The sequence below is a fragment of the Kitasatospora sp. NPDC087271 genome (assembly GCF_044744605.1).
Lineage (GTDB): Bacteria > Actinomycetota > Actinomycetes > Streptomycetales > Streptomycetaceae > Kitasatospora.
The window spans coordinates 1-17,873 of record NZ_JBIUYQ010000012.1 but is presented as its reverse complement, the minus strand read 5'-3'; the positions used below and the strand labels follow the sequence as shown (position 1 = coordinate 17,873).

Genomic DNA, 17,873 nt, shown 5'->3' with positions numbered 1-17,873 from the left:
GCAGCGCACTTCGCGTCGCCGCCCGGAGATCGGCACATCGTCCCGGCCATCAACGAACGGCTGTGACCAGCTACTGCGGGGCAGCCGGCCGTTGCGCGGGTGAGCCGCAGGAGGACATCGCCGCGCGGTCGGCCGCACTGCGGAGAACACAGAATTCATTGCCCTCAGGGTCCGCGAGGACGGCCCAGCCGGCACCATCGGGTTCCCGGCGGTCGTCGACGAGGGTGGCCCCGAGGTTCAGCAGCCGCTCGACCTCCGCCTCGCGGGTGGTCTCCGGACGCAGGCACAGGTGGACCCTGTTCTTGATCGTCTTCGGTTCCGGCACCTGGTGGAAGTACAGCAGCTGGCCCTCCGGCAGCATCACCGCAGTCTCCGGATCACCCGGGCCGTCCTCCGGGTGCAGCGGACGACCGAGCACCTCACTCCAGAACCGAGCCAGCCCGTAGGCATCCGCACAGTCGATCGCCACGTTCTGCAACACCGAGACCATGCACGCGAGCCTGCCCGAAGCACCGCTCGGTCCGCTACCGAATTGCGGCCGGACAGCAGACAGCGCCGGCACTTTCCGGCGAGGCGGGGAGCGGGGGCCTGCGGACGCGTTGACCCTCGGAGTCGCAGGCGGCGACTGCCCGGTACCCGGACGAAGATCGCGCAGCACTCGTCGTTGGCTGTCTCCGTCATGTCGCGCCGTTCTCGGCCGACTCGCTCCCGGACCCGTACGTTCGACCGGTCCGGGTGCTCGACGGTCTTCCGCGCCTCCCGAACGTACCGGGTCCGGAGGCGCCGTGCCCTCGCGGGCCGTCGCGGCGGACTATCGGGTCCGACTGCCGTGTCCGTAGAACAGGAAGCGCCAATTCCGCTCGTCTGCTTGGGTGTTGGGAACTCCGAGGCATCGCCGACCGTTACAAGGCGGTGACGATCCGCTCACAACCGAAGCGTGGAGCGCGGCGTCCCTACAGATGACAGAGCCCGAATCGCGCCGACCGTGCTCTTCGGGCCGAGCAATCACCTCCCCTTGAAAGGGGTGCACCCGTGATCGTCTCCAAGCGGAACTCCCTGCGTCTGGCCGCCGTGACCACCGTCGCCGTGCTCTCCCTCGGGCTGGCGGGCACCGCCGCCATGGCGGCCGCCCCGGCCGCCTACCCCACGTCCACCACGCAGCAGGCCGCCGCGCACGCCGGCATCACCGCCAAGCCGTCCGTCACGACCGTCCAGGCCTGGCAGCTGTTCCGGGTCACCGGCACCACCACCGGGCTCAAGGCGGGCACCGAGGTGACCCTGCAGCAGAAGCAGCACGGTAAGTGGGTCACCCTGCCGGCCTCCGTCCGCACCGACCACAACGGCTCCTACTCGCTCGGCGTGAAGCTCGGCATCAAGGGCCTGAACGAGCTGCGCATCGTCAGCGGAGACGTCGCCTCCCCCGTGTTCACCGTCACCGTGCGCTGACCCACGGCCTACGGCCCCCGCCGTCGGGGGGGGGGGGGGGGGGGGGGGGGGGGGGGGGCGGCCCCCCCCCCCCCCCCCCCCCCCCCCCCCCCGACGCCGCACGTGGGAACCAACTTCGGTGCCGGGTTCGTGGTTGTGGCCGTCGTCCGGGTCTGCTGGAGTTTGACCGCTTGTCCCTTCCGTCGGGCCCTGCCTGCGTCCAGCTGAGCAGGTGGTCGAGCGCTGTGACCACGGTGAACGACACGTCCGGCCACGGCAGGGCCGAGGTCCGCGCGTGGGACCAGGCCAATCCCAGGCCAGAGGCCGAGGACCAAGCTGATTGCGGGCGCGCGGTGGCGTTCAGCGTGGAAGGACCCAGTCCGGTGTCCAGGTGCCGGGGGCGTCGTGGCCGGTCGTGGTGGCGGCGAGGTAGGCGCGGAGGGTGGCCAGTGCCGGGTGGGGGTTGTCGCGGTGCCAGAGGAGTGAGTGCGGGTAGACGGGCGTCGGGTCGGTCACCGGGATGCGGCGCAGGCCGTGGTCGGTGGGCCAGACGAGGCGGGTGTGCTCGCCCATGAAGGTGGCCAGGGCCGGAGTGTCGGCGATGGTGTCGAGGAGCGCGTCGGAGCCGAAGTTGGGGCCGGTCGCCTCGATGGTGAGGCCGAACTCGGCGACGAGGTCGTCGTAGTAGGCGCCCCACTCGGTACCGGGGACGATGCCGGGCATCCAGATCCGGTGCCCGGCGAGCTGGGCGACGGTCACCGACCGGGCGCCCGCCAGCGCGTGGGCGGGACCGGTCAGGAGCTGGAGCGGTTCGTCGATCACCCGGACGGACTCGATGTCCTCGGGAAGGGGCCGGCCGGGCGCGACGACGGCGCGGAAGGAAGCGTCGATCGCACCGGTACGGATGGCGTTGACGGCCGTCTCGATCTCGAACAGCATCATCACGTCGAGTTCGATCTCGGGGTGCGCGCGGTGGAAGCCGCGCATCAGGCCCGACGCCGAGCCGCGAAGGTTGATCACGTCGACGCGCAGCGGACGGCGGCCGGGGCGCACGGACTCGACCGCGCGCTCGGCGGCGCGCAGCAGCTCGCGCGCGTGGGGCAGGAAGGCCTGCCCGTCGATGGTGAGCTCGGCCCCGCGTGCGGTGCGGGTGAACAACCGCACGCCGAGGTTGCGCTCCAGCGCGGCGATGCGCTTGGAGACGGCCTGCTGGGTGACGGCCAGCTCGGCGGCGGCCTCCTGGAACTGCCCGGCGTCGGCGGCGGCGACGAAGGTCCGAACGGTGTCGAGGTCCATGGCGGCACTCTATAGGTACAACTGGTGGTTGTGGCTTGGCGGCCCTGTGGTTGTTTGATCCCCGAGGATGAGGCGCGCTTTGATGCTTCCGATCGCTGATCGGTTGTGCGGAGGGGGGATGGCCGTCGGTCCGCCGAATCGTCTCCCCGCGCCGACCGGGTGCCGCCAAGGTAAGGAGAGAACTCGCGTGAGTACTGCCCCTGCGTCTGCCCCCGCGCTTGACCCCGAGCACACCGCTCTGCTCGTCCTGGACTGCCAGCCCGCGATCCTGGCCGTTCTGCCCGAGGGCGGGGGCCGGGAAGCCCTGCTCGACCGTGTGGAAGCGGCGATCGCCGACGTCCGCACCAGCGGCGCCACCGTCGCCTACGTGCGCGTCGGCTTCACCGAGGCCGACTGGGACGCGATCCCGGCCACCAACAAGTCCTTCGGCCCGCTGGCCCGACACCGCGTCATGCACCACGAGGACCCTGCCACGGCCATCCACGAGCGCCTGGCCCCCCGGGACGGCGACCTCGTCGTGCGCAAGACCCGCTACGGCGGCATGTCCACCACCGACCTCGACCAGCAGCTGCGCGAGCGCGGCATCACCACGCTGGTCGTCTCCGGCATCAGTACCAGCGGCGTCGTCCTGTCCACCGTCCTCGACGCGGCCGACCGCGACTACCGGCTCTACGTCCTGTCCGACGGCGTCGCCGACCCGGACACCGAAGTCCACGACGTCCTGCTCCAGAAGGTCCTCCCCTCGCGGGCCCACATCATCGACACCGCCGAGCTGCGCACCCTGCTCCGGGACGACTGACTCGAACCGCCGAACCGCCGAACCGCCGAACCGCCGAACCGCTGAGCCGCCGAACCGCCGAACCGCTGAGCCGGTCGAGCCGGTCGAGCCGGTCGAGCCGGTCGAGCCGGAGACGGGAACGGTGTCAGCCGGACACCGCGCGCGCCCGGCGAGCACACTTCCACCGCGCCCCCCGTGCCCGAGGGTCGTGGTACTCGGCCGGCTGCGGGTTCTCCCCGGTCCCGGCGGCCGCCGCGGATCCGCAGGTGTTCATGTGGGCCCTCGGGAAGGAGGACGCGAGCGCTGCCGAGACGGCGCTGATCCGTTTGGCGGCGATGACCGGCGGCACGCGGCTCGCCCAGGGCGCCGGCTGGGGCTGGGGCCGTGGAGACCAGGCGGGGAGTCCGGACCCGGTTCACCAGCTGTTGAGCCGCTGGTTCGAGGGCGATCACATGGTGCGTCAGATCGCAGAACCCGACGCTTGACTCGCCGGGCAGGTCGGGTCCGCCGACCGGGTCGCTCCGGTACGGCCAGGTCACTCCGTTACGACCGGGTCACTCCGTTACGGGCAGGCACTCGGTGAGCAGGCCGACGATGTCGCGCCAAGCGCGCTGAGCGTGCCGGGGGTGGTGGCCGACGCCGGGGAGCACGGTGTGGCCGACCGTCGGGTGGTGGAAGGCGTGCACGGCGCCGCCGTAGACCACGAGGCGCCAGTCGACGCCCGCGGCCTGCATCTCGGCGGCGAACGCGTCCCGTTGTGCGGGCGGCATGATCGGGTCTTCCGATCCGACCCCGGCCCACACCGGGCAGCGGATGCGCGCCGCCTCGCCGGGTCGGCCCGTGGTCAGGGCGTTGACCGTCCCGATCGCCCGCAGGTCGACGCCGTCGCGCCCGAGTTCCAGTGCGATCGCGCCGCCGGTGCCGTAGCCGATGGCGGCGATCCGGTCGGGGTCGGTCCGCGGTTCGGCGCGCAGCACGTCGAGCGCCGCGTGGCCGATGCCCCGCATCCGGTCGGGGTCGGCGAGCAGGGGAGTGACGTGCGCCAGCATCTCCTGCGGGTCGGTGAACCAGCGCCCGCCGTTGATGTCGAAGGCCATTGCCACGTAGCCGAGTTCGGCGAGGGCGTCGGCCCGGCGGCGCTGGAAGTCGTTGAGCCCGGGCCCCTCGGGCCCGACCAGGACCGCGGGCCGGCGGCCGGTACCGGCCGGGAGCGCGAGGTGCCCGATCATCGTGAGGCCGTCGGCCGGGTACTCGACCGTGTGCGCGGTAACCGTCGTCATGGGACCGGACTGTAGTGAGCGTCGAGCCCGGGCGGGCCGGTTTTTCGCCGGCGGCAGAACGGCGCGGGTGTGCCTCGGACGATGCGGCGATGGCCGTGGGGGGGGGGGGGGGGGGGGGGGGGGGCCCCCCCCCCCCCGCGGGGGGGGGGGGGGGGGGGGGGGGGGGGGGCGCCCCCCGCCGCGGGCGCCCCCCCCCGCGGGGGGGGGGGGGCCCGGCGGGGGGGGGGGGGGGGGGGGCGGGGCCGGGCGGGGGGGCGGGCCCCACCACGGACGGCGGTCGGCGGGAGGCGGATCGGCGGGTTCGTCTCCCGCGACGTCGTCGGCCGCCCGCGCTTGCACCGCCCGCTCCGTCATCCGCTCCAGACTCGTGTCAGTATCCGGCCGGGGCGTCCTCGATGTCCGAGATGAGCTTGGTGCTCAGGTCGCTCTGCACGGCCAGCTTGGTGTGCGTGGCGTTGGGGCCGGTGCCCCAGGTGAGCGTGACGGTGGTGAACAGGTGGCCGGCTCCGGAGTCGTGGTACCGCACCTCCCAGTGGGTGGGCACGTCCTGGGCGCGGAGGACGCCGTCGGCGTGGTTGGCCTGCTCCCAGGCGGCCAGTCGCTGCTGGAAGTCCGCCGTGAGGTAGTGGGCGCGCAGGCCGTCCGACAGGTTGTCGGTGCCGTCGGAGACGGCGTCGATGTAGGCGCCGTAGAAGTCGGCGACCCGGTCGACCGCGGAGTCCGGGCTCCCGTCGCGGACCGGGTCCCCCGGCGCCACCCGCTGCCCGCCCGCCTGCTCGGTACGGGTCGTGGAGGCGGGGTGCTGCGGGCCGGCCGCCGTGGCCTGCGGCGCGGCCGCCGCCAGGATCAGGCCGACCGTGGCTGCCGCCGCCAGCAGTCCGCGTCGAACACTCAGCTTCATCGTCAGTCTCCCTCGTCATGCCAATGGGTCGAGCCCTGGGCGGGTCACCTGGCAATGCGCGGACCGTCCGGGCCGGATCACACCAATCACCTGCTCAACGACGCCCGGCCCGGAAGGGAACGGGCCGCGCGAAATTCCGGCGCAGATCCGACCCTTCGGCGCTGGTCAGGTGCGGGCTTCGAGTCCGGCCAGGAGGTAGGCGACGTCCAGTCCTGTGTTGAGGTACTGCTCGAAGGTCCGGTTGTTCAGGGCCCAGGGCGATCGCTTCTGCCGGATGAGGGCGATGGCGGTGACGGCGTCGTGGCCCAACTCGATCAGGGTCTGAGCGACGACGAGGCCTGAGCGGTTGTAACCGGAGTGGCAACGCACGAGAACGGTCCGGTCGTTCCGTACGGCCGCAGCGGCAGTGACGGCCAGCTGTCGGACCGAGTGGAGCTGCTCGGCAGTCAGTGGGCTGTCGGGGATTTCACTGATCAGATGGTCGACTCCGGGCCTCGGCCCGTGGCCTGCTCGGGTGAACAGACTGATGACCAGGTCGAATTCGCGACCGACAACGGCGGTCTGCGCCTCGCCTTCAGGGCCGGCCCAGAAGTGTCCGCCCAGCCATAGCTGCGGCCTGACCTCGTTCCACGGCGCCTGCGGTTCGGGGGCATCGCGGTCCTTCTGGCGCGTCTTCATGGGCGCTCCTCTCCGGGTGGACCAACGACACGGTCGGACGGATGCGTTCCCTGCCCATTCCGATGCGCTGACGGCGGCCCCGTAGACGCAGGCGGTGCCGAGGTGGCGAGGTGGCGAAGGTGTCGTGAGGTCCGGCCGGTCACCGGGTGCCGCGGCCGGGGGCGGGTCGGTGCGGGGGACGGCGTTCGTCGCGTTGGCGGTGCGGCTGCCCGTGGTGTGCCGTTGGGGGGCTGGGTCGTGACCCCGGTCGGGGTGGTGGGCCGTGGTCGCGGAGTTCGCAGATCACCGCCCAGGCGACCGACACCACCGGCACCGCGACCACCGCGCCGAGGACACCGGCCAGCACGGCGCCGCCGATCACCGACAGCGCGACCGCCACCGGGTGGATCCGGACGGACCAGCCCATGACCAGCGGGTGCAGCAGATGGCCCTCGAGCTGGCCGATGACCACGATCAGCCCGAGCACCAGCAGCGCGACCACCGGGCCGCGGGCCGCCAGGGCGACCAGCGCGGCGACGGCCAGCGCGATGGGGGAGCCGATCAGCGGGACGAGCGCCGCGACGAACTCCAGCATGATCAGTGGCAGCACTAGCGGCACCCGTAGGACGGCCAGCGCGACGCCGACCAGCACCGCGTTGGTCGCCGCCACGATCAGCACACCCCGGGTGTAGCCGGCGAAGGTGCGCCACGCGGCGTGCCCCGCGCGGTCCCAGGCAGATCGTGACCGGGCCGGGAGCTGGTGCTGCGCCCAGCACCACATCCGGTCGCCGGAGTGGAGGAAGAACACCGAGCAGAACACCGCGAGCGCCAGCCCGGTGAGCATTTCGACGACCCGGCTCGCCCCGCTGAGCGCGGTGCTGAGCAGCGCCGAGCGGTGGGCGGTGATGAACTCGCCGAGCTTCGCGCGCAGGTCGGTGACGGTGCCGGCCCGCAGGTGGAAGGGGGCGCCGGTGAGCAGGCGGTCGATCCGCCCGAGGCCGCCGCGCAGTTCGGTGCCCAGCCGGCCCCACTCGCCGGCGACGGTCGTCCCCACCAGGGCGAGAACGCCGCCGACGACCACGATGGCGCACACGAGGACCAGCAGGACGGCGATCGAGCGGGGCAGCGCCCGTGCCAGCAGGTCGACGAGCGGCCGTAGGACCGAGGTGATGACCAGCGCCAGGAACACGGCGATGACCGGCAACTGGAGCCGGCCGAGGACGGAGACGGCCAGGTAGGCGGACACCCCGAGCAGGAGCAGCCGCCAGGTGTACCCGGCGGCGGTCCGCAGCCCGGCCGGCACGCGGCCTCCGGACCCGTCGGACACGACGGGGCGCGCCCGGGGCAGGACCACCCGGGTCGGGTGGCGCCGCCGGGCCGGTCTCGCGCCGTTCACTCGCACGGGCGGCCTCCCTGGCGTCTGCCGGGCTTCGTCCGGCGTCGCGCGGCTACCCGGGCCGACGGGCCGGAAACGGGAGAGGGCCCGGAAACGGCCGAGGGTCCGGAAACGGTCGGCGGGCCGGAAACGCTGGCGTCCACAGCTGCGCCGTGAGCGCGCGACCGGCAGCGCCGCGAGGCCCGCCACGTACACCGCCGCGGCGGTCAGGGACAGGCCGACGTGCCCGACGGTGGAGAACGCGGGCACACGTGTAGCCACCGTGGCTGCGGGCACACGCGGGGCATGGATGAGGAGCGGGTGGTGAGCCCGGCCCTGCCCGGGGCGGCGGCCCTGCCCGGGGCGGCGGCCCGTCCGGCCCGGGCCGGACGCGGGACCCGAACCGCCGCGCGGGACGGCGGTCGGGACGGCAGGACTCCGCCGCGAACGGACCGGGAGCCCGCTGTGCCACGGCCGGCCGAGCAGCCCGGCGGGGGTGAGGGGGAGCAGCAAGTCGGCGGCCTGCGCGTCGCGGTGCGCCGGGAGGGCCGCGCGCGGGTGGTCTCCCTCGGAGGCGAACTGCGCCCCGGCAGCACGAACGGTCTGTGGACGGCGCTGTCCCGTCCGGTGGCCGGGAGCGAGGAACGGATCGTCGTCGACCTCACCGGCCTGCGGTTCTGCGACTCCACCGGGCTGAACCTGCTGCCGCGCTCACGCCTGGACGCCGAGGCGGCCGGCCTGCGGCTGGGACTCGCCGGTTCGAGGCCCGTGGTGGCGAGGCTGTTCGCGATCACGGAAGCCGACGCGGCGCTGCGCATCCACCCTGACCTCGACGCCGCTCTGAAGACCGCGGACCCGCAGCAGCGCGGCTGCGACGACGTGGAGTGAGGAGAACCCGGCATGAAGAGCTCCGGGGAGGGAGCGTTGCCGAAGGACTCCGGCCGGAGGGCGACGGCTTCCGGGCGGCGGCCGAGCGGCTCCGACCGGACCAGGCGGCTCGTGCTGGCCGGCAGTGAGAGCGCGGTCCAGCGGTCCCGGGACTTCAGCCGTGCGGCGCTGCTCGCCTGGCACTGGCTGCCCGCGCCGGATGCCGGGCGGCTGGCGGCGGCGGAGGACGTCCTGCTGATGGTGTCGGAGCTGGTCACCAATGCGTGCCTGCACGCGCCCGGCGGCCCCCGGGAGCTGCGGCTGGGCTGGGACGGCGAGCGGCTGCGGGTGGAGGTCTCGGACGCCAGCCCGGCCGCGCCGCGGCTGCGCCCGTTCGCGGACCCGGGCCGTCCCGGCGGCCACGGCCTGCGGGTGGTGGACCGGCTGGCGCGCGACTGGGGCTGCCTGCCCGAGGGCGAGGGGAAGCTGGTCTGGCTGGAGGTCGCGTCTCCGGTGGACCCTGGCGCCCTCCAGAGCTGAGCGGGGTCTCAGGCCTGACCGGGGTGCGGCTGGGGCGGCGGTGCCGGATCGGGGTCGGAACCGGGGCCCGGGAACTGGTCGGGAGTGGGGAAGGGCGGGATCGGCGACGGTGCCGGATCGGGGTCCTCGCCCGGCTTCGGGGCCGGGTTCGGGTGGGGGACCGGTTCGGTGTCCGGGCCCGGGGGAGCCGGGACGGTCATCATCACCGGCGTGGTCGTCATCAGCGGCATGGTCATCCTGACCGGCGTGGTGGTTCTGACCGGCGTGGTGGTTCTGACCGGCGTGGTCGTCATGACGCCCTCCTCAACGGCCCAGCGCGTGCGACAGCTCGCGCTTGTTCATCTTCGAACGGCCCTTGACGCCGCGCTGCCTGGCCTCGTTGTAGAGCTGGTCGTAGGTCGGGCCCCGGGCCCCCGTGTGCGAGCGCTGCCCGCCGCGGCGGCCGGAGGAGATGTCGTGGAGCGAACTGCGGCTCGCGGTCTTCGACTCGCCGTGCCGGGCGCGTTCCTTGTTCACCGTGCGGGCGGCGATCTCCTCGGCCCGCTTCTCTGTCTCGCCCCGGTCGAGCGCGCTCTCCTTGATGTGCTCGTACTGGCGCTCCCGTTTGGGGCTGGATCCTCGGGGCATGGCGGCGCTCCTTTTCGTGACGGCAGGGCGTTGCCCGAGCGCGTGTACCCGTGGACAAGGTAATAAACCGCCCAAAACATGAATCGGAAGTCGTGTGTCGGGTAGAGAACGCATGACGCGGCCGTGGATCGCAGCCAGTCGCGTCCGCACCCTCACCGGGTGCCACCGGGACCGTCGCCCGACGACGCCGGGCCCAGGTCCTCCGGAAAAGCAGCCCCGTCGCGTTCGGCGCGAGCCGCTCGCGGCGCCGGGCGTTCGCCCCGATGCCCCAGGAGAGAGCCACCGTGTCCACCACGCTGGAAACCGGTCGCCCCACCGACCGGACGGCCGCCCCGCCGTCCGGCCTTCCGCCCGACGTGCCACCCCGCCCGACGGACGCGCAACTGCGCGCGATGGGCAAGTACGAGGCACGCGAACTCAGCGACGCGCTGTTCGAGCGCCTGGCCGCACTCGCCCGCGAAACGCATGCGTACAGCTACGTGCGCGGCACGATCATCGAACTCAACATGCCGCTGGTGCGCTTCATCGCCGCCCGCTTCCGCCACCGCGCCGAGGACATGGACGATATCCTCCAGGTCGGCACGATCGGCCTGATCAAGGCGGTCGACGGCTACGACCCGCACCGCGGCGTCGAGTTCGTCACCTACGCCATCCCCACCATCGCCGGTGAGATCAAGCGCTTCTTCCGCGACACCTCCTGGCCGGTCCGGGTCCCACGCGGCATGCAGGAGCTGTACCTGACCGTCGCCCGCGGATCCGACCGGCTGGAGCAGGAACTCGGCCGCCTCCCGCACCCCGACGAGATCGCCGAGGACCTCCACATCACCGTCGAGCAGGCCGCCGAGGGCTTGGTCGCAGGCCGCGTCTACCGGCCCGACTCGCTGGACGCAGCGCGCGAGCAGGACCTCGACGAGAGCGGCAGCGCCATGCTGGACCGCATGGGGGCCTGTGACCCCGGCATCGAACTCGCGGATTTCCGCACCGCCGTGCGCCCCCTGCTCGCCCGGCTGTCGTGCCGCGATCAGACGGTGCTCAAGCTGCGCTTCTGGGACGGCTGGACCCAGTCCCAGATCGCCGAGCGCATCGGCGTCTCCCAGATGCACGTCTCCCGCCTGCTCACCGCCACCCTCACCAGCCTGCGCGAGCAGTTGGAGGACCGCGACGCCCCCGGCTGGGCGGACGAACCCGCAGGTCCGGCCGAACCCAGGGGAGCGGAGGACGGGCGAGCGGAGGACGGGGGAGCGGAGGACGGGGGAGCGGAGGACGGCGGAGCGGAGGACGGCGGAATGACCGACCAGGGAGCCGCCGGACCCGAGGCGCCACGCTGATTTCTTTCCCTTCCGGGTGTTTCCGGCCCCCCGCAGCGGATAGCCGCGCCGCGGGGGGCCGTCCTGGACGAAGCGTGATGAAGCGTGACGAAGGAGGAACACCGTGTCCCCGAAGGTTTCCGACCGCGTCCGGATCGAGCGGCCGCTCTTCGACGGCACCGCCGATCCGGCGGGCGGCACCGTCACCCCCGGCGCGGACGGCGCCCCCGGCCACGGGCTGCGCCTCGCACCCGCCCGAGCGGATGCGTACCGCACGGCGTGAACCGCGTGACCGGCCGGTGACGGAAGGAGCCGACACCATGACCCGCCGACCACCGACCGGCCGTGCCCCGGGGCCGGGCGGGTTCACCGCACGGGCCCGGCCGTGGGCCGGCGGCACCGTCCTCGCGCTGTACGGCGAACTCGACCTCGACTCGGTCGGCGCCCTGCACACGGCCCTCGACGCGGCCCTGGCCGCGCCCCTCACCGTCATCGTGCTCGACTGCGCCGGCCTGGAGTTCTGCGACTCCACGGGGCTCAACTCGATGCTCCGGGCCCATGCCCGCGCGGCCGCCGAGGGCAGCCGGATCGAACTGGCCCGCCCCCGCCCGCTGGTCCTGCGGATGCTCGAACTGACCGGGGCCGTCGAGGTCTTCGCGCTGCGGGACGTGCCACCGGAGTGAACGCGCGGCCTGCCGCCCCGGGCCGCGCGGGCGCGCGCCCCGGGCCCCGGCCCGCCGGACCGACACCTGTCCTGCCGGCCGCCCTCCGGTGGCACAGTGGAAACAGGGCGGCGGCCCGCCGCCCCGGGGTCGGGGCGTCCGGTCGGGCACCCCGGCCGTGCGGCGGACCCGGGCGGTGGAACGGATGGACGAGCGGCCGGCACCCGACGCCGACCCGGCCGAGCAGGCCCCGCGGCACCTGCTCGCCGGGCTGACCACCGTGCGCGACGGGGACTTCGCCACCCGGCTCGCGCCCGAGCAGCCCGGCGTGCTCGGGGAGTTCGCGACGGTCTTCAACAGCATGGTCGACCAGCTGTCCGCGTTCGCCGGCAAGGTGACCAGGGTCGCCCGCGAGGTCGGCCCCGCCGGCAACCTGGGCGGCCAGATCACCGTCAAGGGCGTCACCGGGCAGGGCCTGACCGTGCTGCACGCCCCCGACGGCCGCGCCGGACTCGACCTGCTGCGCACCCACCCCGAGACCGACCTCGTGCTGATGGACGTGATGATGCCCGGCCTCGACGGCTACGCCGCGATCGCCGCCGTCCGCGCCGAGGAGCGCTTCGCCCGCCTGCCGGTCATCGCCGTCACTGCCAAGGCCATGCCGGGGGAGCAGGACAAGAGCCTCGCCGGTGGCGCCGACGACCACGTCACCGAACCCGTCGACACCCGCCACCTGCTCGGCCGGATGCAGTACTGGCTGGACACGCCATGACCGCCGGGCACGAGCCCTCGGACACCACGGCCCGGGCCCTCGCCGAGACCGTGCGCCGGCTCCAGAGCACCGCCGCCCGGGTGCAAGCCGACGCCCGCGCCCGCGGCGTCGTCGACCTGGCCACCGGGATCCTGGCCGAACGGCTCGGCCTGCTCCCCGCCGAAGCCGCCGCCCGCCTCGCCGGGCTCGCCCGGGAGGCCGCCGTGCCCGTGGCGGCCCTGGCCGCCGACATCGCCGGGGTGTCCGGGCAGGCACCCGGGCAGGCACCCGGCCAGGCACCCGGACCGCTCGCGGGCACAGCCGACCCTGCGTCGCCCGGCCCCGTGACGCCCGCGCTGGCCGCCGTCCCCGATCTGCAAGGCGCCGCCGAAGCCGTCCTGGAGCAGACGGCGGACGCGCTCGGCGCGCACGCCGTCGCGCTGTGGCTGCGGCTGCCGGGCGGTGTGCTCGCCCTCGCCGCGCACGCCGGGCTGCCCGCCGCCGAGGCCGGCGCCTGGAGCCGGGTGCCACCCGGCGTCCCCACCCCGGCCCAGCACGTCGTGGTCGGCGGCGCGGAGCTGTGGCCCGGCGATCCGGAGGCCGCAGGCCCGTCGGTGGGAGCCGGCTCGGCCCGGGCCGTCCTCCCGCTGATCGACGCGGGCCGCCGCCGGGGCGCGCTGGAGGTCCTGTGGCCCGCACCCGGCCCCGCCCCCGTGCTCGGCGCGCCCCAACGCCGCCGGCTCCACGCCCTCGCCGACCTCTGCGTGACCCTCCTGGCCGACGTCCGCACCCCCGCTCCCGCTCCCGCCCCCGTCCCGCCCGGCGACGACACCGCGCTCCTGGAGGGCCTGCCCACCCCGGCCCTGCTGCTGGAGCCGGTCGTCCGCCGAGGAGAGATCGCCGACTTCACGCTCCTGCGGACCAACGCGCACTTCCGCGATCCGCTGGGCCGCCCCCGGGACACGCTGGAGGGCACCTCGCTCCTGGAGGTCTACCCGGCCGCGTGCGCCACCGGCCTCTTCGAACGGCTGATCCGGGTGCACGAGACCGGGGTCCCGTTGCCCGGCGAGCGGGTCCGGCTGGTCTTCCAGCCGGGCGGACTCGCGCTTCCCGCCACCGTCCTGCTCGCGGCGGCCCCCGTCGGCGGCCGCGTGCTGGTCGGCTGGCAGGCGGAGACCGCGCGGGCCGGTGAGGCCGAGCAGAGTGCCCTGCTGCGCCAGGCCCAGCGGCTGGCCCGGGTGGCCGGGTTCGAGGAGCACCCGGCCGACGGCCGGATCCGCTGGAGCGACGGCCTGCACGAGATCTACGGGCTGCCGCCCGACACCGACCCGGTGCCGCTGGCCCAGCTCGCCCGGCACGCCCACCCCGACGACGAGCCCGCGATCCGGCGCCTGCTGGACACCGTCCAGCGCCGGCACCGGACGGCCTCCGCCGTCGTCCGGCTGGTCCACCAGGACGGCACCCACGGGTACACCCGGGTGATCGCCGAGCCCGTCCTCGACGACCACGGGCGGCTCACCGGTGTGCGCGGCGCCTTCCACGACGTGTCCGCCCAGCACCGCACGGAGGTCGCACTCGGTGCCACCCGGGCACGCCTCGCCGACAGCGAGCAGGAGACCGCCGACAGCGAGCGACTGGCACTGCGGCTCCAGCAGGCCATCCTGCCCGCCGCTCCGCCCCCGCTCGGCCCGGCCGGCCTGCGGGCCGCCGTTCGCTACCGCCCCGCCGCCCAGCACGACCGGGTCGGCGGCGACTGGTACGACGTGCTGCTGCTGCCCGACAAGCGGGTGCTGCTCACCGTCGGGGACGTCGCCGGGCACGGCGTCGGCGCGGCCACCGGCATGGTCGCCCTGCGGCACGCGCTGCGTGCCCTCGCCGTCACCGGGGCCGGCCCGGCCCGGCTGCTGGAGTGGGCCAACACCGTCGCCCTGCGCGAACCCGGCCAGATCACCGCGACGGCCGTCTGCGTGCTCGTCGACCCGGCCGGCGGCGAACTGCGCTGGGCGCGGGCCGGGCACCTGCCCCCGATCCTGGTCGGAGCGGACGGCGCCCACGTGCTGCCGCTGCCGCAAGGCATGCTCCTCGGCGCCTTGGACGACGCCCGGTACGAGGAGCACACCGCCCACCTGCCGCCGGGCGACGTCCTGGTCCTCTACACCGACGGCCTGGTCGAACGCCGGGACCGTCCGGTCGAGGAGTCCGTCGACCAGCTGATCCGCGCCGCCGGAGCCCCCGGCCCCGACCTGGAGCGCTACCTCGACCGGCTGCTGGAGCTCAGCCCCGCCGACACCGACGACGACACCTGCCTGATCGCCGTCCAGAGCCGGTAGCCCTCTGCCGCGTGAACCCCGGTCCCCTCGTCCTGAGCGGGTCTGCGAAGCGCGGCGTTAGGTCCGGGCCCGCCCGGGTAGGCGCGGCGCTGCGGGGGCGACCGGAACCGAACGACGGAGAGGACTCCCCATGTTGCTGCTAGGACTCCTGCTGATGGCGGCGGCCGGTGCCTTCGCCGGACTGCTGATCGCGGACAACCTCTCCGGCGGGCCCGACTACCAGGCGACGGTGCTGGGCATCCGCCTGCCGGCGCTCGACAGCCTGGGCATCTTCCTCGCCGGGCTGGCCCTCGCCCTGCTCTTCTGCCTGGGCCTGGCCCTGATGGTCCTGACGGCCCGGCGGGCCCGGCGGACCCGACGCCCTGTCCGGCTGTCCGCGCACCGGGCGGCCCACCAGCGGTCCCAACCGGTGGTGCGGCCGGACCCGCCCGAACCATCCCTCCCGCCCGAACGATCCCTCGCGCCCGACGAGGGCGAGCAGCCCGCGCCGCCGGAGGAACGCCCCGCCCAGCAGGGCGGCCGGGACGTCGGCCTACCGGCCGAGCCTCCACGCGGCGGCCGGACCCGCCACCTGTTCGGCCACTGAGGCGCCGCGACGCCCCCCGGAGCCGATCCCCCGATGACCACGGGTCCCTCACCGGGCCGGGAAGGACGCGACCGCATGACCGGACCACGGCCTTCCCTCGGACGCCCGTTCCCCACGAGGCCGTGGGCGCAGCGGCTGCCGCTCCAGGCCGACCTCAGAGCGGCCGCCGACGCCCGGGCCTTCACCGCCGAGTTCCTGGCCGACGTCGCCGACCCGCTGCTGGTCGCCGACGCCGTCCTGCTGGTCTCCGAACTCGTCGGCAACGCCCTGCGCCACGGCGGCGAGCCCGGGACGCTGCTCCTGATCCGCGCCACCGGCCGGCTGCGGATCGAGGTCAGCGACGCCAGCCCGCGCCCGCCGCTGCCCCGGCCCCCGCACCCCCCGGACGAACCGGGAGGCCTCGGCCTGTTTCTGCTGAGCCGGCTCACCCTGCGCTGGGGCTGGCACCCGTCGGGGCCGGGCAAGACGGTGTGGTGTGACCTACGGCTGCCCGCGAGCTGACGGCCCGCCCGGCGCCTGCCGGGCGGGTGTTCTCGCCCGGGAGGAGCGGTGTCCGTGCGCGGCCACCCGGCGGCGGCGGACGCCGGTCGCGACGCCGGAGCGCCGGACGCGCCCCGCGCGGTGGCATCCTGACGGGGCAGGTCCGTCCGTGGGCGTCGAGCACAGCGAGGATCCAGTGGCCGTGAACCGACCGTCGTCGTCGCCGTCGCCGTCGCCGTGCGGCGTCCTGGGTTGAGCGGCGTGCGCCGCCGCAGCCGGTTGACGGCGATCGCCCGCAGCTGGTGGCAGGTCCTGCGGGCGGCCGTCGTCGGCGTGTGGGAACACGGCCGCACCATCGAACTGCTCCAGCGCTCGATGGCCTTCGCGGCGCTCTTCTTCGTGACCCTCGTGCCGCTGCTGATCGTCATCGCGGCGGCCTTCCCCGCGCGCGGCAGCGGGATCTCCGAGTGGATCACCGACGGCCTCGGCCTGAGCGGGCCGGGCGCCGACGCCGTCCACCGGCTCTTCGCCTCCCGGGGCCAGGTGCTCAGCACGACCACGGGCTTCGGCCTGGCCGCGCTGGCGGTCTTCGGGGTCTCGTTGATGGCGTCCGTCCAGGGCGTCTACGAGCGGGTGTGGGAACTCGACCGCGGCCCGTGGCACGCGGTCTGGCGCCAGACCCTCGGCCTGGCCGGGCTGACCGGGTACATCGTGCTGGCCGCCTCCAGCGGCGCGCCCTGGCGCCACTCGGCCGTCCAGCCCTCCTTCCGCATCGCCGTCACGACCGTCGGCGGCCTCCTGCTGTTCTGGTGGCTCCAGCACCTGCTGCTCGCCGGACGCGTCCCGCCGAGGCAGTTGCTGCCCGGAGCCGTCGCGACCATGGTGGCGCTGGCGGGCCTGCGGCTCTTCTCGCGGCTGGTCTTCGCGCCGCTGCTGGTGTCCAACGCGGTCTCCTACGGGACGGTCGGGACGGTGCTGATCGTCCAGTCCTGGCTGATCGGCGTCGGCTACACCGTCTACGGCGGCGCGCTGGCCGGGCGCGCCGTGGTCCGGGCCCGCCGCACGCCGTAGCGCCGGCGCCAGGCCGGTTGGCCCGCGCCGGTGTTCGGGTGGGTTAGGGCGCGGCGCAGCGGGCAGGCGCGCGGGCGGCCGGGAAGGGCTCGGCCACCGCACACGTGAGGAGGCCCCAGATGAGCATGGTGAAGAAGACGGTCGACGTCGACGTGCCGCTGCACGCCGCGTACAACCAGTGGACCCAGTTCGAGGAGTTCCCGCGCTTCATGGAGGGCGTCGACGCGGTGACCCAGCTGGACGAGCGCCACAACCACTGGCGGACCAGCATCGGCGGTGTCACCCGCGAGTTCGACACCGAGATCATCGACCAGCTGCCCGACGAGCGGATCGCCTGGCGCACGACGGACGGCGACGTGAAGCAGAAGGGCGTCGTCACCTTCCAGGAACTGGACGACCGGCACACCCGGGTCAACCTGGCCATCGACTTCCAGCCGGAAGGGATGGCCGAGAAGACCGGCGACGTGCTGGGCATGGTCGACCGCAGGGTCAAGGGGGACCTCCGGCGCTTCAAGGACTTCATCGAGGACCAGGGCCGGGAGGGCGGAGCCTGGCGCGGCCGGATCACCCCCGGCTGAGCCCCCGTCCACGCCCCCCGTCACCCCCTGGCGGGGGGGCCCCCCCCCCCCGCCCCCCCACGGCCCGCATTCCTTCCCGGTACGGCGCGGGCGTCTCCCCCGTACGGCGCGGACATCTTCCCCGTACGGCGCGGGCTTCTTCCCCGTACGGCGTGCGCGTCTTCCTCGTACGGCCCCGGCGCACCCGTCCGCCCGGCGGCCCCGCGCCCCGTCCGCGCAGGTCCGGCACAGGCGTCCCCCGCAGACCCCGCACACCGTCCCGCGTACGGAACGGTTCCCGGGTGCGGCAGAATCGTGTCCATGGGCATAGTGGCCGGCTTGGACAGTTCATCCGCCTTCACGCACATCGTCGTCTGCGACAC

The 17,873-nt window shown here is 74.4% G+C and carries 21 protein-coding genes and 1 pseudogene; 14 read left to right on the top strand and 8 right to left on the bottom strand.

Annotation, left to right across the window (positions count from 1 at the left end; all coding sequences use genetic code 11):
• Positions 1 to 70: 70 nt before the first annotated feature.
• Positions 71 to 490, bottom strand: a complete 420-nt coding sequence (locus tag ACIO9K_RS20930) for a VOC family protein (RefSeq protein WP_363584449.1) — start codon at positions 488 to 490, stop codon at positions 71 to 73.
• Positions 491 to 1,032: 542 nt separating this feature from the next.
• Between ACIO9K_RS20930 and ACIO9K_RS20925 the strand changes: the two genes are divergently transcribed.
• On the top strand, positions 1,033 to 1,446 hold the full coding sequence (locus ACIO9K_RS20925) for a hypothetical protein (RefSeq protein ID WP_400331800.1): 414 nt from the start codon (positions 1,033 to 1,035) through the stop codon (positions 1,444 to 1,446).
• 339 nt (positions 1,447 to 1,785) lie between these two features.
• Here the strand turns inward: ACIO9K_RS20925 and ACIO9K_RS20920 are convergent, their stop codons facing one another.
• The gene (locus ACIO9K_RS20920) at positions 1,786 to 2,721 is read right to left on the bottom strand and encodes a LysR family transcriptional regulator (RefSeq protein ID WP_400331797.1); all 936 of its coding nucleotides are present in this window, start codon (positions 2,719 to 2,721) and stop codon (positions 1,786 to 1,788) included.
• 187 nt (positions 2,722 to 2,908) lie between these two features.
• Here ACIO9K_RS20920 and ACIO9K_RS20915 point away from each other — a divergent pair, with 187 nt between their 5' ends.
• The gene (locus ACIO9K_RS20915) at positions 2,909 to 3,520 is read left to right on the top strand and encodes a cysteine hydrolase family protein (protein ID WP_400331794.1); all 612 of its coding nucleotides are present in this window, start codon (positions 2,909 to 2,911) and stop codon (positions 3,518 to 3,520) included.
• Between the two features lie 245 nt (positions 3,521 to 3,765).
• Positions 3,766 to 3,984, top strand: a complete 219-nt coding sequence (locus ACIO9K_RS20910; RefSeq protein ID WP_400331791.1) for a hypothetical protein — start codon at positions 3,766 to 3,768, stop codon at positions 3,982 to 3,984.
• Positions 3,985 to 4,053: 69 nt separating this feature from the next.
• On the opposite strand, the gene ACIO9K_RS20905 is transcribed toward ACIO9K_RS20910, so the two are convergent.
• The 4 genes from ACIO9K_RS20905 to ACIO9K_RS20890 form a co-directional block, all read right to left on the bottom strand.
• A complete protein-coding gene (locus tag ACIO9K_RS20905; RefSeq protein WP_400331788.1) occupies positions 4,054 to 4,779 on the bottom strand; it encodes a dienelactone hydrolase family protein in 726 nt (241 codons plus the stop codon).
• Positions 4,780 to 5,149: 370 nt separating this feature from the next.
• Positions 5,150 to 5,680, bottom strand: a complete 531-nt coding sequence (locus ACIO9K_RS20900) for a hypothetical protein (protein WP_363625667.1) — start codon at positions 5,678 to 5,680, stop codon at positions 5,150 to 5,152.
• A gap of 165 nt (positions 5,681 to 5,845) precedes the next feature.
• Positions 5,846 to 6,358: a protein phosphatase gene (locus tag ACIO9K_RS20895; protein WP_400331783.1), complete on the bottom strand. Its 513-nt coding sequence runs from the start codon at positions 6,356 to 6,358 to the stop codon at positions 5,846 to 5,848.
• A gap of 139 nt (positions 6,359 to 6,497) precedes the next feature.
• On the bottom strand, positions 6,498 to 7,640 hold the full coding sequence (locus ACIO9K_RS20890) for an AI-2E family transporter (protein WP_400331780.1): 1,143 nt from the start codon (positions 7,638 to 7,640) through the stop codon (positions 6,498 to 6,500).
• A gap of 537 nt (positions 7,641 to 8,177) precedes the next feature.
• On the opposite strand from ACIO9K_RS20890, the gene ACIO9K_RS20885 reads away from it, so the two are divergent.
• Together ACIO9K_RS20885 and ACIO9K_RS20880 are read left to right on the top strand one after the other, a co-directional pair.
• On the top strand, positions 8,178 to 8,600 hold the full coding sequence (locus ACIO9K_RS20885) for an STAS domain-containing protein (protein WP_363625661.1): 423 nt from the start codon (positions 8,178 to 8,180) through the stop codon (positions 8,598 to 8,600).
• 12 nt (positions 8,601 to 8,612) lie between these two features.
• Positions 8,613 to 9,119, top strand: coding sequence for an ATP-binding protein (locus ACIO9K_RS20880; protein WP_400331777.1), 507 nt, complete (start codon positions 8,613 to 8,615; stop codon positions 9,117 to 9,119).
• An 8-nt stretch (positions 9,120 to 9,127) separates the two neighbouring features.
• On the opposite strand, the gene ACIO9K_RS20875 is transcribed toward ACIO9K_RS20880, so the two are convergent.
• On the bottom strand, positions 9,128 to 9,412 hold the full coding sequence (locus ACIO9K_RS20875; RefSeq protein ID WP_400331774.1) for a hypothetical protein: 285 nt from the start codon (positions 9,410 to 9,412) through the stop codon (positions 9,128 to 9,130).
• A 10-nt stretch (positions 9,413 to 9,422) separates the two neighbouring features.
• Positions 9,423 to 9,746, bottom strand: coding sequence for a plasmid stabilization protein (locus ACIO9K_RS20870; RefSeq protein ID WP_363584226.1), 324 nt, complete (start codon positions 9,744 to 9,746; stop codon positions 9,423 to 9,425).
• Between the two features lie 284 nt (positions 9,747 to 10,030).
• On the opposite strand from ACIO9K_RS20870, the gene ACIO9K_RS20865 reads away from it, so the two are divergent.
• The 9 genes and pseudogenes from ACIO9K_RS20865 to ACIO9K_RS20825 all read left to right on the top strand — a co-directional run bounded on the left by ACIO9K_RS20865 (position 10,031) and on the right by ACIO9K_RS20825 (position 17,511).
• Positions 10,031 to 11,074, top strand: a complete 1,044-nt coding sequence (locus ACIO9K_RS20865; protein WP_363625654.1) for a SigB/SigF/SigG family RNA polymerase sigma factor — start codon at positions 10,031 to 10,033, stop codon at positions 11,072 to 11,074.
• Between the two features lie 103 nt (positions 11,075 to 11,177).
• Positions 11,178 to 11,336, top strand: a complete 159-nt coding sequence (locus ACIO9K_RS20860; protein WP_363625652.1) for a hypothetical protein — start codon at positions 11,178 to 11,180, stop codon at positions 11,334 to 11,336.
• Between the two features lie 37 nt (positions 11,337 to 11,373).
• Positions 11,374 to 11,736 (top strand): STAS domain-containing protein, encoded by a 363-nt coding sequence (locus ACIO9K_RS20855; RefSeq protein ID WP_400331770.1) that lies wholly within the window; start codon positions 11,374 to 11,376, stop codon positions 11,734 to 11,736.
• Between the two features lie 334 nt (positions 11,737 to 12,070).
• Positions 12,071 to 12,487 (top strand): annotated as a pseudogene (locus tag ACIO9K_RS20850) (response regulator); the annotation flags it as partial.
• On the top strand, positions 12,484 to 14,796 hold the full coding sequence (locus ACIO9K_RS20845; RefSeq protein WP_400331767.1) for a SpoIIE family protein phosphatase: 2,313 nt from the start codon (positions 12,484 to 12,486) through the stop codon (positions 14,794 to 14,796). The pseudogene ACIO9K_RS20850 and the gene ACIO9K_RS20845, both read left to right, overlap by 4 nt.
• A gap of 130 nt (positions 14,797 to 14,926) precedes the next feature.
• A complete protein-coding gene (locus ACIO9K_RS20840; RefSeq protein ID WP_400331764.1) occupies positions 14,927 to 15,382 on the top strand; it encodes a hypothetical protein in 456 nt (151 codons plus the stop codon).
• A gap of 75 nt (positions 15,383 to 15,457) precedes the next feature.
• Positions 15,458 to 15,883, top strand: coding sequence for an ATP-binding protein (locus ACIO9K_RS20835; RefSeq protein ID WP_363584214.1), 426 nt, complete (start codon positions 15,458 to 15,460; stop codon positions 15,881 to 15,883).
• 240 nt (positions 15,884 to 16,123) lie between these two features.
• Complete coding sequence (locus ACIO9K_RS20830) at positions 16,124 to 16,933, top strand: ribonuclease BN (protein ID WP_363625640.1); 810 nt, start codon at positions 16,124 to 16,126, stop codon at positions 16,931 to 16,933.
• 119 nt (positions 16,934 to 17,052) lie between these two features.
• Entirely contained in the window at positions 17,053 to 17,511 is a 459-nt protein-coding gene (locus ACIO9K_RS20825; RefSeq protein WP_400331759.1) for an SRPBCC family protein, read from the top strand.
• Positions 17,512 to 17,873 lie beyond the last annotated feature (362 nt).